Origin of the sequence: Tsuneonella mangrovi, from assembly GCF_002269345.1 — a bacterium.
Classification (GTDB): Bacteria; Pseudomonadota; Alphaproteobacteria; order Sphingomonadales; family Sphingomonadaceae; genus Tsuneonella; species Tsuneonella mangrovi.
This window is the reverse complement of record NZ_CP022889.1, coordinates 2,517,666-2,530,945: the sequence shown is the minus strand read 5'-3', so window position 1 is coordinate 2,530,945 and position 13,280 is coordinate 2,517,666. Positions and strand designations below refer to the sequence as shown.

The following is a 13,280-nucleotide window of genomic DNA, read 5'->3' as shown; positions in this document are numbered from 1 at the left end:
GGGACTTGCGTCGAGCCGGTGCGTTACCCATATAACACACATGCTGAACCTCATATCGATTCTCATCGGCCTCGTCGCGCTTATCCTGGCGATCCCTTCGACTATCCCGCTGCTTGGCTGGGGCAACTGGCTGGTCCTGCCGATCGCCGTGCTCGGCGCTGGCATTGGCGCACTGTCGAGCAGCGACAAGGGGCGCAACTTCTGCCTCGTGGTGCTGGCGATCGCAGTTGTCCGCCTGTCGCTCGGCGGCGGGATTTTCTAGGCCTGCGCGCGCTGCGCCGCCTTGGCGAACACTGTCGGGAGGCCGGCGGAATCGATTTCGTCGAGCGGCCACCATTCACCGTCGCCCGCCATTTGCGGTTCCGCTGCGCGAAACACCTGCACCTCCAAATCGAGGTCGAAGTGCGTGAACGAATGCCGCACTGTACCGGCGCGTTCCCAATCCCCCGCTAGCGGCGGCTTTCGCGAGCCGTCTACCCGAGCGGACCAGCCATCGTCAGGCAGCGCGCGCATCCCGCCGAGCATCCCCTTGGCAGGTCGACACACGAGCCACACTGCGCCCTCCCGTTCGATCCACCACGCTGTACCGGTGCGTTGCGGTTTGGCTTTCTTCGGCGCCTTGACCGGATAGCGTGCCGGATCGCCTCCCGCGCGCGCATCGCAGTCTTCGGCGAGCGGACAGAGCAAGCAGCGCGGTTCGCGCGGCGTGCAGATCGTTGCACCGAGGTCCATCATCGCCTGCGCGAAATCGCCGGCCCGCGCGTGCGGTGTGATCGCGTCGGCCTTCTCGCGGATCGCCTTGCGCACCCCGGGCAGCGGATAGCCAAGCGCAAACAGCCGCGAAACCACCCGTTCGACATTGGCATCGACCACGACCGCCCGCTGCCCGAAGGCGATCGCCGCCACAGCTGCGGCGATATAGGCCCCCACGCCGGGAAGCTCGCGCAGAGCCTCCTCAGTATCGGGAAACGCTTCCCGCTCGGCGATTATCCTCGCTGTCGCCACCAGGTTGCGCGCCCGCGAATAGTATCCCAGCCCCGCCCACGCAGCCATCACGTCCGCCTCGGGCGCAGCGGCCAACGCTTCGACGCTCGGCCAGCGGCGCGTGAATTCCGCGAAATACGGAGCCACAGCAGCCGTCGTGGTCTGCTGCAACATCACTTCGGACAACCACACGCGATATGGTTCGGGAGGCGGCGCTCCCGGTGGGCTGCGCCACGGCAACGCCCGCGCATTCCTGTCGTACCAGTCGAGCAGATCGGGGGAGATGGTTTGCGCGCTGGCAGTCATGCCCGCGCTATGGCATGGCCGCAGCGACGATGGAACGCGACGATAAACCGAAATCGGGCAAAGCGGGGTCGCGCCGGTACGAACGACCCCGCGGCGGACCGGCGAAGGCGATTTCCGACCTTACGCCGCAGGTCGGGCGGGCGGCATTTCGCCGGTTCGGGTTCATCCAGTCGAGCATCGTCACGCGCTGGCCCGAGATCGTCGGCGCCACTCATGCAAAGGTCTGCTCGCCCGAAGCGATCCGTTTTCCGCCCGGCGAGAAGGCCGACGGGATCCTGCAACTGGTCGTCACCCCTGCGCACGCACCGTTGATCCAGCATGTGATCCCGGAAATCATCGAGCGGGTGAACCGTTTTTTCGGATACAAGGCGGTGGCCCGGATCAAGCTGCGGCAAGGAGCGGTTAATCCACCGCGTGCAGAAGAACGACCCAAGGCGCCGCCGTCGCTCAAGCCGATCCCGATGGAACTGGGCGAAAGCCTGCGCGACATCGGCGATCCGGAGCTGCGAACAGTGCTCGAATCGCTGGCGCGGACAATTGCGGCGCAGGAGGACGAATGAAATTGCCCCGTTTGGCCAAGCTGGCCGCCGTGACGCTTGCCGCCGCCTTTGCCATTGCCGCAACCGGCAACTGGAACACCGTCGTGACGGTGACTCCCGAGGGTGCCCATGCGATCGGCAATCCCGACGCCAAGCTCAAGCTCGACGAGTACGTCAGCTACACCTGCCCGCACTGCGCGCACTTCGCCCGAGACGGCGAAGGTGCGCTCGATCTCGCCTATATCGGCTCGGGCAAGGTGCAGGTGACGATTCACAGCTTCATCCGCGACCCGATCGACCTGACTGCCGCGATGCTCGCCGCCTGCGGACCGAGGGACAAATTCATGCGCAACCACATGATGTTCATGCTCGAGCAGGACAAATGGCTGCCCAAGGCGATCAATGCCACCAAGGCGCAGCAGAACCGCTGGTTTTCGGGCGACTATGCTGCGCGCCGGAGGGCGATTGCCAGCGACATGGGGTTCTACGACATGATGGATTCACGCGGTTACACCCCTGCACAGGTCGATCGCTGCCTGTCCGACGATGTGCTAGCGAAGAAGCTGACCGATCAAACCCAGGCCGCCGAAGACAAATTGGGCATTCCTGGAACGCCGGGCTTCGTGCTCGACGGCCTCCTGCTGACGGGGACCTTCACCTGGGAGACACTCCAGCCGCAGCTCGACGCACGCCTTTAGGATTTTCGTCCCTGAAATGCTTTCTCCGGTCCCGTCCGCAACTGTGGATACCCGGAGGCGGCAATTTCGCAGTCCCGCACGGCTGGTTTAGCCTGGCCCACCCGCAGATTCGCGAGAGTACCTGTATGATTCTGACTTCACTTCGCCGCCCCGCCCTGACGCTTGCTGCCGCCTCACTAGCCCTGGCGGTCGCTGGATGCGGAAAGAAGGACGATACGACCGCTGCCACCACGCCGTCGAGCGCGAGCGCGATCGCTCCGATCGCTCCGCCGGCCGGGCAGCAATGGTCGGACACCGTGGCCGAAACCGCGCAGGGCGGTTACGTAATCGGCAATCCGAACGCGCCGATCAAGCTGGTCGAATACGGCTCGCTGTCGTGCCCGCACTGCGCACGACTGGCTCAGGAAGGCGACGATCCGTTGCTCCACAAATACGTCGATAGCGGTCGGGTCAGCTGGGAATTCCGCAGTTTCGCGATCCACCCGCAGGACATTCCATTGACCGTTCTGGCAGAATGCGGCGGCAAGGACCGGTTCTTCCCGCTGATGCTGCAGATCTACGCCAACTTCGACAAGATGAACGAAGTGCTCAACGACAAGGCCGCGCTAGACCGGGCACAGGCGGCGGGCAGCCTGCCGCCCAAACAGCGGTTTGTCGCGATCTCCCAGGCGCTCGGCTACACCGACTTCTTCGCCAAGCGCGGTCTCTCGGTCGACCAGGCCAATTCGTGCCTCGCCGACACCGACCGCGCGCAGAAGGTTGCCGACAATTCGAACAAGTACAGCAGCGACGGAGTCAATTCGACACCGACGCTGCTGATCAATGGCGCAAATCTCGAGCTGACCGTCGGCGCGGAACCATGGACCGAACTGGAAGCGGCGCTGCAACGCGCCGGCGCCCGGTAACGGCGCGTCTGAAGGGGGGATAACGCGGCGATGCAGTTCAGGCGGCTCAAGCTCAGTGGTTTCAAGAGCTTTGTCGAGCCGTCGGAGCTGCGTATCGAGCCGGGCCTGACCGGGGTTGTCGGCCCCAACGGTTGCGGCAAGTCCAACTTGCTCGAAGCCATCCGCTGGGTGATGGGCGAAAATTCGCCCAAATCTTTGCGTTCGGGCGGGATGGACGACGTCATCTTCGCCGGGACTGCGCAACGTCCGCCCCGTGATTTCGCCGAAGTCGTACTCGATGCGCTCGATGACAAAGGCGAGGAACTCGAGGTTGTCCGCCGGATCGAACGCGGCGCGGGCAGTGCCTACCGCGTCAACGGACGCGATGTGCGCGCGAAAGACGTTTCGCTTACCTTCGCCGACGCGGCTACCGGCGCGCACAGCCCGGCGCTAGTAAGCCAGGGCAAGATCGCGCAGGTCATCGCCGCCAAGCCGACCGAACGGCGGATGATGCTTGAAGAAGCAGCCGGCATCGCTGGGCTTCACGTCCGCCGCCGCGATGCCGAGAGCAAGCTGCGCCAAACCGAAGCCAACCTCGCCCGGCTCGAAGACTTGTTGGCGGGGCTCGATAGCCAAATCGCTTCGCTGCGCCGCCAGGCCAAGCAGGCCGAACGCTACAAGCTGCTCTCGGACCAGATTCGCGTCGCCGAGGGGCGGCTGCTGTTTGCCCGCTGGCGCGACGCTGCCGCTGCCGCCGAAGTCGCCCGCAAGGAAGCACAAGGAGCCAACGACAGGGTTGCCACCGCGCAGGACGGGGTTACCGCCGCACAAAGGGCCCAGGCAGCAGCAGCCGGTGTGCTGGCAGAAGTGCGCGATGAACTCGCCGACCGGCGCGACGATGCCAGCGCGCACGGACACCGGATGGCAGCGCTGACCGGCCAGCTCGAAGCCGCCGAACAGCGCCTTGCCGATCTCGACCGGCAGAAGGCCCAGCTCGAGGCCGATCGCGGCGATGCCGACCGGCTGACCAGCGATGCCGCGGAAGCGCTCGCACGGTTGGAGAAGGAGCTGGCCGAAAGCGAGGCGAAACTCGCCGTCGACCAGGAACGTCGCCCGGCGCTTGCCGCAAGGCTGGAAGATACCGACCGCGCCGCGCGCGCTGCCGAACTGGCGCTTGCCAACGCGACCGCGCAACACGCCGGGGTCGAAGCCGAGTGGCGGGTGGCCGAAGCCGAAGTGGCTCAGGCGGAAAGCCGTCTCGCGCGCCTCGACAGCGAAGCGCGGCGACAGGTGGAAATGCGTGCCTCGCTCACCGCGTCGGGCGATCCCGCCGCATCGGTGGAAGCCGCACAGCGCGCGTCTACCGAAGCGAGCGAGCGGCTCGAGAGCCTCAGGGAAGCGCTCGATACCAAGCGCTCCCGCAAGGAAGCGCTACAGGCCGCTCGCGACGAGGCCGCAAACGCTTTATCTTCCGCGCGCGCCGAACTCGCCGGACTGGAACGCGAACACACTGCACTCGAACGCGACCGGCAAGCCCGCGCGAAGCAGGCGGCGAACCGTCAGGGCCTACCCGCCGCGCTCGACAAAGTTCGCGCAGAGGCAGGCTATGAACGCGCACTCGCCGCCGTGCTGGGGCGCGATGCGAGGGCTCCGCTCGGCGCTCCCTCGAACGATGCCGAAGGCCGCTACTGGACCGGTTCCGACGCGCCGCCGCCGGTTGCGGGCAGCCTTGCAGCACACGTCACCGATTGCCCCCCGCAACTCGCAGCCCGACTGGCGCTGGTCCATTTTGCCGAGAGCGACGACGGTCGTGCGCTCGATCCGGGCGAATGGCTCGTCACACGCAACGGTGCGTTGCGCAGGTGGGACGGATTCGTCGCGCGCGGCGAAGGGGCGGCGGAGGCAGCGCGCCTCGAAGCCGAAAACCGACTGGTCGAGCTGTCCGCCCAGCTGTCGCCTCGCCGTGAAGCCGCGGCGGAGGCGGAGAAGGCGCACGCTACCGCGCAAGACGAACTCGCCGCGCTCCAGCGTGAACTGGTCGCCGACGAGCGTTCAATGCAGGATGCCGCCGAGGCGGAACGCCACGCGCTGCGTGCGCTCGACCAGGCAGAAGCGGCATGCGAACGCCACGCAGCGCGGCTCAGCGAGCTCGAAGCCGCCGCGACTGACCTTGCCGAACAGCGCGAAACCGCCGCAGCAGAACTCGCCACCGCGCAAGACAAGCGCGCCGCGCTCCCTTCGCCCGATGTCGGACGGGCAGCGCGCGATGCGGCGCAAGCCAAGAGCGAGGCCGCGCGCGAGACCCTGCAAGCGGCTACGGCGGAGCTCGCCGCTCACGATCAGGCGCTGGCAGTCGCGCGCGAACGCACCGCCGCGCAGCGCAGCGATATCGCCAGCTGGAAAGCGCGTTCGGGCGATGCCGCCCGCCGACTGAGCGAAATGGCACGCCGGTTTGAAGAGATCGAAGAAGAGCGCGCGGTCGTTGCTGCCAAGCCCGAAGGGTTGATGCGCGAGATCGAACAAGGCGATACCGTTCGCGCGCGGCTGACCGAAGACCTTGCCGAAGCCGAACAGGCGGTCGCGAAAGCGAACGAGACCGCGCAAGCCGCTGATCGTGCGCTGGCCGACGCGACCGAAGCGCTTGCCGCCGCCCGTGAAGGCCGCGCCGGGCTCGCCGCCCGGGCCGAGAACGAAGAGCAACGCCGCGAGGAAATGGCGCGCGTTTCCGGCGAACGGTTCCAGTGCCCACCGCAACTGCTTGGCGAACGGCTCGGGTTCGATGACGAAACGGTCAAGCAGTCGCCCGTCGAATCCGAAGAACTCGACCGGATGATCGCCAGCCGCGAACGGATCGGGCCGGTCAATCTCGTCGCCGCGGAGGAGCTCGAACGGATTGAGGCCGAACATGGTGCCAGTGCCGAAGAGCAAGCCGAACTGACCGAAGCAGTCGCTCGCCTGCGCGGATCGATCGGCAGCCTCAATCGCGAAGGGCGCGAGCGGCTGCGTGCCGCGTTCGAGGAAGTGAACACCCACTTCCGCCGCCTGTTCACCCGCCTGTTCGAAGGCGGCGAAGCCCACCTCGCGCTGATCGACAGCGACGATCCACTCGAAGCCGGCCTCGAAATCTTCGCACAACCGCCTGGCAAGCGCCTGCAATCGCTCACTTTGCTCTCGGGCGGCGAACAGGCCCTGACGGCAACTGCGCTGATCTTCGCGCTGTTCCTGACCAACCCCGCGCCGATCTGCGTGCTCGACGAAGTCGACGCGCCGCTCGACGATGCCAACATCGATCGCTTCTGCGACCTGCTCGATTCGATGGTTGCCGAGACCCAGACCCGCTACCTGATCGTGACACATAACGCAGTGACGATGAGCCGGATGCACCGGTTGTTCGGAGTAACGATGGTCGAGAAGGGTATCAGCCGCCTGGTCAGCGTCGATCTCGGGCAAGCCGAACTGATGGCCGCCGAATAGGCCCTGAAGCTACTCCCCGCTGAGGAACGCGATCAGCGCCTTGACCTTCTTCTGCCGCCACTGCGGCGTCGGTGCGACCAGCCAGTAGGCACGTCGCCCCTGGTCCGGGCCTTCGAGTACTTCCAATCGACCCGCTTCAATCGCCTCCTCGACCAGCAGGAATGGCAGCATCGCCTTGCCCAGCCCCGCAGTCGCGCTCGACAGCGCCTGGCCGGCATTGCCCGCCTGCACCTTGGCATCTGCCCCATCGGGAAGCGGCGCGCCGGGCCAGTCGATCCATTCGTCGGGCGCGCCGGGAGCAGCTACGATCACGCGCCGCGCCGGTGCCAGTTCGATCCCTTCGAGATCGCCCGGCCCGTCGACCAGCCGGATCGCGAAATCGAGGTTGGTCTCGGTGAAATCGGCGTTTTCGTCCGCGATCAGCTGGAAGCGAACGCCTTCGTTCTGCGCTCGATACGAAGCCAGGCGCGGAGCGAGCCACGTCGCATAGAATTCGCGCGGACAGGCAATCGTGAACCGATCGCTCGCTTGCCCCGCCTGCATCGCCTGGACCGATTCCTCGAATTTGAGGAACCCTTCGCGCAGGGCATCAAGCCCTGCACCGCCCTCGTCCGTTAGCTCCAGGCCCTTGCTCGTCCGGCGGAATAGAACCGTGCCGAGATGGTCTTCGAGCGCACGAATCTGTTGACCGACGGCAGCCGGGGTCACCGCCAATTCGTCCGCCGCACGGGTAAACGAAAGGTGACGCGCAGCGGCATCGAATACGCGCAAGGCGTTCAAGGGCAAATGGGTGCGCTTCATGGTCGGAAGAGGCCCGATAGCCAATCGCGCCCATTCCGGCAATCTCAACGGTGCGCTTGGAGGTTGCGTTAAGCGTAACGCAGTTGCAACATGATCCGCGCAGACCCTGATTTCCAACCCTTTGCGAAACCCCCATGGACGGCCCGGCCGACACACCCTTGCAATCAGCGCCGTTCGATGAGGCTCATTCGGTCGACGAGGTGGACCCTGCTACGCGATACTTCAATCGGGAGCTGAGCTGGCTCGAATTCAATCGCCGTGTGCTCGCCGAAGCGCGCAATCCCGATTACCCGCTGCTCGAACGCTTGCGGTTCCTCTCGATCTCCGGGTCCAACCTCGACGAATTCATGATGATTCGCGTTGCCGGGCTCGAGGGACAAGCGCGGCGCGGCATCACAAAAACCTCGATCGACGGCAAGACACCGCTTCAGCAGCTCGCTGCGATCCGCGAAGTCGTGCTTGAGCTGGAAGCCGGCCAGCAAGCCGCGCTCGCCGACCTGCGCCCGCGCCTCGCCGCGCAAGGTATCCGAATTGCCGATGAAGCACGCATCGCGGCGAGCCAGATCAAATGGCTGCGCGAGTGGTTCGCAGACCACCTGCTGCCGGTGCTGACCCCGCAGGCGATCGACCCCGCGCACCCGTTCCCGTTCGTTGCCAATCTCGGGATCGGGGTGATTTTCCACCTCACGCGCAAGTCCGATGGCGAAGGCCTGGTCGAGATGGTGCTGATACCGGCGGGCGTACCCCGGTTCGTCCGCTTGCCGGGCGAAGACGAGGCAACCTGGGTGGCGGTCGAAAGCCTGGTGTGTCGCTTTGCAACGTTGCTGTTCCCCGGGTTCGATATCGTCGGCGACGGGGTGTTCCGGGTGATCCGCGATTCGGACATCGAGATCGAGGAAGAGGCCGAAGACCTCGTCCGATACTTCCGCACTGCGATCCAGCGACGGCGACGCGGGCGCGTGGTGCTGCTTGAGCTCGACCAGCAATGCGATGCGGAGGCCGAGGCCCTGCTGCGCGAGCAACTGGCGGCCGACGGAGCGATGGTCATCAAGACCGACGGGATGCTCGGCTTGCGCGGCCTCGACCAAGTGGTCGAGGAAGACCGGCCGGACCTCAAGTTTGCGGCCTTCAGCCCTCGCTATCCCGAGCGGATTCTCGAGCATGACGGCGATTGCTTCGCCGCGATCCGCGAGAAGGACATCATCATCCAGCACCCCTACGAGAGTTTCGAGGTGGTGGTCGATTTTCTGCGCCAGGCCGCACGCGATCCGGCGGTCGTGTCGATCAAGCAAACGCTCTACCGTGCGGGCAACCAGAGCCCGGTGATCAACGCGCTGATCGCAGCGGCGGAAAACGGCAAGTCGGTTACTGCGGTAGTCGAACTCAAGGCGCGTTTCGACGAGGAACAGAACCTCAAGTGGGCCGCCGAACTCGAGCGCGCGGGCGTGCAGGTGATCTATGGCTTCACCGAATGGAAGACCCACGCCAAAGTATCGATGGTGGTGCGCCGCGAAGACGACGGAATCCGCACGTACTGCCATTTCGGGACCGGCAACTATCACCCGGTGACTGCCAACATCTACACCGACCTTTCGTATTTTACCGCCGATCCCAAGCTCGCGCGCGATGCAGGCAAGCTGTTCAACTTCGTCACCGGCTATGTCGAACCGCGCAAGACCGAAGCGCTGGCAATTTCGCCGATCGACATGCGTGAAACGCTCTACGAAGCGATCGACAAGGAAATCGCCAACGCGCAAGCAGGTCGCCCGAGCGGGATCTGGGCAAAGCTCAATGCGATTACCGAGAAGGGTGTGATCGACCGGCTCTACGCCGCCAGCCAGGCCGGGGTGGAGATCGAGCTGGTTGTGCGCGGCATCTGCTGCCTCAAACCAGGTGTGCCGGGCCTGTCGGAAAACATCCATGTGAAATCGATCATCGGGCGATTTCTCGAACACTCGCGCATCTGGGCATTTGCCAACGGCTATGGCCTTCCGAGCACGCGCGCGAAGGTGTGGATTTCTTCCGCCGACGCGATGAGTCGCAACCTCAATCGCCGCGTCGAAGCGATGGTTCCGCTGCGCAATCGCACGGTTCACAGCCAGGTGCTCGACCAGGTGCTGCTTGCCAACCTGCTCGACACCGAGCGTAGCTGGACTCTCGATGCTTCGGGCGATTACACGCGAGTGGCGAGCCGCGGCGACGAAGGATTCAACTTGCACCACTATTTCATGCGCAATCCGTCGCTTTCCGGACGTGGTGGAGCGGGCATCGGCTCGGTACCCAAGCTCAGCCTGCGCCGGGGTGGCGGGTGAGCAGGAAGCGCCGCGACCGCGAACGCGCGCAAATACGCGCGGTCATCGATATCGGTTCGAACACCGTCCGACTGGTGATTTACGGCGCTCCGCCGCGCGTCCCGGTCGTGCTTCACAACGAAAAGGTAACCGCAAGGCTCGGCCGCGATATCGGCGAGACCGGCGCGATGCCCGCCAAGTCGATGGACCAGGCGCTGGCAGCACTCGAGCGGTTTCGCCTGCTGCTCGACGACCGCGGAGTGACCGACGTCCAGACGGTTGCGACCGCGGCAGTGCGCGATGCCAGCAACGGCAGCGATTTCCTCAAGAAGGTTGCAGCGATCGGGCTCGAACCACGCCTGTTATCGGGAGAGGAAGAGGCGCGCATTTCGGCCAACGGCGTGATCGGGGCATTTCCCGGAGCGCATGGCGTCGTCGCCGACCTCGGCGGCGGTAGTCTCGAACTGATCTCGATCGAGGGCGACAAGAGCCACCACGGCGTGAGCCTGCCGTTCGGAACCTTGCGCCTGCCAGATCTGCGCGCAAAGGGGCCAGACGCGTTCAAACGCGCGGTTGGCCAGGCACTGAAGAAAGCCGACTGGGCAACCGAGCACGAAGGGCCGCTCTATTGCGTCGGCGGGACTTGGCGAGCCTTTGCGGCCTACGCGATGCGAACTGCGCGCATCCCACTGACCGACCCGCACGGCTTTTCGCTGCCCGCAGACGAGGCCATGCTGCTGGCCAAGAAAGTTTCACGCACTGCACCGGACAAGCTTGCCGCGATCCCGGGGATAGCTTCGACGCGCGCTGCCGCGCTGCCCGACGCAGCTGCCTTGCTCAAGATCATGCTGGCAACGCTCAAGCCCGACGGGCTGGTATTCTCCAGCTGGGGCTTACGCGAGGGCCTGCTGTTCGACACCCTGTCCGATGTCGAGCGAGAAAAGGACCCGTTGATCGCCGGGGCAATCGCTTTTGCCGATCCGCGCGAGGGAACGATAACCGAGGCGGCGAGGATCGCTGCATGGACCGCCCCGCTGGCCAACGGCAACGGCAAGGGAAGCGAACGGTTGAGGCTCACCGCAGCGATGTTGGCACTGGCGCTGGCACGGCTCGAACCCAATCGCCGGCAAGACCAAGCCCGAGAATGGGCACTCGACAAGCGCTGGGTCGGGGTCGATCCGGCAGGACGGGCGATGCTCGCCGCCGCACTGCTCGGCAGCTGCGGGCGCAAGGACTATCCCGACGACTTGTTGAGCCTCGCGAGCGAAACTGAACTGCGCGAAGCACTCGGCTGGGGCATCGCCATCCGGCTGGCCCGGCGGATGGATATCGGCAACGCAAGTTCAGCGCTCGGCAGTTCGGTAGAACGGGGCAAGAAGGGAATCGCGCTCACCGTCACGCCCGAGCGGGCCCCGATTGCCGGCGAAGCGGTGCGCAAGGACCTGGCACTGCTCGGCAGCTGGTTCGATTGTCCGACGAAGCTGGAAATCAGCGAGCGTATGCCCGGCTGAGAGGTCAGCCCGCTGTCGCGGGGGCTGCAAGCGGGAAGAACGGAATGCGCACTTCGAGCGGTTCGCCGCCTTCACGGTGGAAGGTGTAGAATCCTTCCATCGATCCATGCGGAGTGGTTAGCGGGCAGCCCGACACATAGTCGTGGCTCTGGCCCGGTTCGAGAACCGGCTTTTCCCCAACCACGCCCTCACCGTCGACGATGTTGACCATCCCGCGCGCGTCGGTGATCCGCCAATGCCGCGAAATCAGCTGCACCCGCTCGTGCCGATGGTTCTCGATCCGGATATGATAGACCCAGAACCACTTACCGTCTTGCGGGCGGGATTGCTCGGGAAGGAAGTTGACGGCGACCCTGACGGCGATGCCATCGGTGTTTGCGGCGTGCTGGAACAGCTGTTTCATTGCAAGCGTTAACCTAGCGAGCGGACGGCGCGGGCGCAATCCGCGATCCCGGTCGTTTGCCGGATGGTCGGGATCAAAGTCCGGCGGCAGTCAGTGCCCGGTCGAGGTCTTCCTTGACGTCCTCGATATCCTCGAGGCCGACGTTGATCCGCAGCAAACCCTCTGTCACGCCCATCTCTGCACGGGCCTCTTCGGTCATACTGGCATGGGTCGTGCTGGCCGGGTGACACATCAGGCTGCGCGAATCGCCGATATTGTTCGAAATATCCACCAGCTCGAGCGCATCGAGCAAGGCGAAGGCCTGCGCCCGTCCACCGGGCACCTCGAACGCAAAAATCGGACCGGCCGCGGTCATCTGCTGCATCGCCAAGTCATGGCGTGGATGGCTTGGCAGTCCGGGGTGGCGCATTCCCGCAACCCGCGGCTCGATGAAACGGCCCAATTCGAGAGCATTCTCGCTCTGGCGCATCGCGCGAAGCTCGAGCGTCTCGAGACCCTTGAGCACCACCCAAGCGCTGAACGGCGACAGGTTCGGCCCGGTGTTGCGTTGGAACGGCAGCAGCACCTCGTCAATCCACTGCTGCGAGCCGCATACCGCCCCGGCGAGGACACGTCCCTGCCCATCCATCATCTTTGTCGCGCTGTAAGCGACAACGTCGGCACCGAAATCGAGCGGTCGCTGGAGCGCGCTTGTCGCAAACGCGTTGTCGACCACGGTGACGATCCCGTGCGAACGCGCGAGATCGCAGACGTGCTGCAGGTTGACCACGTCGAGCGTCGGGTTCGCAGGGGTCTCGAAGAAAAACACCTTGGTGTTCGGCCGGATCGCCTGCTCCCACTCATCATCGACCGCGCTGTCGATCACGGTAGCTTCGATCCCGAAACGCGGCAGCAGGCTATCGACCAGCCAGCGGCACGATCCGAACGCAGCGCGCGCGGCAACGATATGGTCACCTGTCGAAAGCTGGCACAGCAGGGCAGCCGTCATCGCCGCCATCCCGCTGGCCTGCGCACGGCACGCTTCAGCCCCCTCCATCAGCGCGATCCGCTCTTCCAGCATCGCCACGGTCGGGTTCTGAAGCCGTGAATAGGTCATTCCGTCGGCTTCGCCGGCGAAGCGCGCGGCGACGGTCGCAGCATCGTCGTAGGTATACCCGCTGGTCAGGAACAACGACTCGCTGGTCTCGCCGTGCTCGCTACGCCAGGTTCCGCCGCGAACCGCGCGCGTCGCCGGGCGCCAGCGGGAGGTTATCGAACGGTCGGTCCCGGTAGTCTTCTTCATAGCGGACCAGCGCATTGCGCAGCCAGGCAGTTCGCGCAATCAAAAAGGACTTTGCATCGGCAAAGCTCAAGCGGGATGATACGCGAATTTACACCTTGCACACGCAA

The 13,280-nt window shown here is 65.1% G+C and carries 11 protein-coding genes; 7 read left to right on the top strand and 4 right to left on the bottom strand.

Going from position 1 to position 13,280, the window contains the following annotated elements:
• The first annotated feature begins 40 nt into the window (after positions 1 to 40).
• Positions 41 to 262 (top strand): hypothetical protein, encoded by a 222-nt coding sequence (locus CJO11_RS12285; protein ID WP_095012960.1) that lies wholly within the window; start codon positions 41 to 43, stop codon positions 260 to 262.
• Here CJO11_RS12285 and CJO11_RS12280 read toward each other — a convergent pair.
• On the bottom strand, positions 259 to 1,290 hold the full coding sequence (locus CJO11_RS12280; RefSeq protein WP_095012959.1) for an A/G-specific adenine glycosylase: 1,032 nt from the start codon (positions 1,288 to 1,290) through the stop codon (positions 259 to 261). The genes CJO11_RS12285 and CJO11_RS12280 overlap by 4 nt on opposite strands.
• Before the next feature lie 14 nt (positions 1,291 to 1,304).
• Between CJO11_RS12280 and CJO11_RS12275 the strand changes: the two genes are divergently transcribed.
• From CJO11_RS12275 to CJO11_RS12260, 4 genes are all read left to right on the top strand, one after another.
• Positions 1,305 to 1,850: a DUF721 domain-containing protein gene (locus CJO11_RS12275; RefSeq protein WP_420823140.1), complete on the top strand. Its 546-nt coding sequence runs from the start codon at positions 1,305 to 1,307 to the stop codon at positions 1,848 to 1,850.
• Entirely contained in the window at positions 1,847 to 2,527 is a 681-nt protein-coding gene (locus tag CJO11_RS12270) for a DsbA family protein (protein WP_095012958.1), read from the top strand. The genes CJO11_RS12275 and CJO11_RS12270 overlap by 4 nt, the downstream gene beginning before the upstream one ends.
• A 125-nt stretch (positions 2,528 to 2,652) precedes the next feature.
• Entirely contained in the window at positions 2,653 to 3,432 is a 780-nt protein-coding gene (locus CJO11_RS12265) for a thioredoxin domain-containing protein (RefSeq protein WP_095012957.1), read from the top strand.
• A gap of 30 nt (positions 3,433 to 3,462) precedes the next feature.
• Positions 3,463 to 6,885: an AAA family ATPase gene (locus tag CJO11_RS12260; RefSeq protein WP_095012956.1), complete on the top strand. Its 3,423-nt coding sequence runs from the start codon at positions 3,463 to 3,465 to the stop codon at positions 6,883 to 6,885.
• 9 nt (positions 6,886 to 6,894) lie between these two features.
• On the opposite strand, the gene CJO11_RS12255 is transcribed toward CJO11_RS12260, so the two are convergent.
• Positions 6,895 to 7,686 (bottom strand): LysR family transcriptional regulator, encoded by a 792-nt coding sequence (locus tag CJO11_RS12255; protein WP_095012955.1) that lies wholly within the window; start codon positions 7,684 to 7,686, stop codon positions 6,895 to 6,897.
• Positions 7,687 to 7,820: 134 nt separating this feature from the next.
• On the opposite strand from CJO11_RS12255, the gene CJO11_RS12250 reads away from it, so the two are divergent.
• Both CJO11_RS12250 and CJO11_RS12245 read left to right on the top strand, forming a co-directional pair.
• Positions 7,821 to 9,998, top strand: coding sequence for an RNA degradosome polyphosphate kinase (locus tag CJO11_RS12250; protein ID WP_095012954.1), 2,178 nt, complete (start codon positions 7,821 to 7,823; stop codon positions 9,996 to 9,998).
• On the top strand, positions 9,995 to 11,488 hold the full coding sequence (locus tag CJO11_RS12245; RefSeq protein WP_169829196.1) for a Ppx/GppA family phosphatase: 1,494 nt from the start codon (positions 9,995 to 9,997) through the stop codon (positions 11,486 to 11,488). The genes CJO11_RS12250 and CJO11_RS12245 overlap by 4 nt, the downstream gene beginning before the upstream one ends.
• Positions 11,489 to 11,492: 4 nt before the next feature.
• On the opposite strand, the gene apaG is transcribed toward CJO11_RS12245, so the two are convergent.
• Complete coding sequence (gene apaG / locus CJO11_RS12240) at positions 11,493 to 11,891, bottom strand: Co2+/Mg2+ efflux protein ApaG (protein WP_095012952.1); 399 nt, start codon at positions 11,889 to 11,891, stop codon at positions 11,493 to 11,495.
• 73 nt (positions 11,892 to 11,964) lie between these two features.
• Entirely contained in the window at positions 11,965 to 13,173 is a 1,209-nt protein-coding gene (locus CJO11_RS12235; RefSeq protein WP_095012951.1) for a trans-sulfuration enzyme family protein, read from the bottom strand.
• Positions 13,174 to 13,280 lie beyond the last annotated feature (107 nt).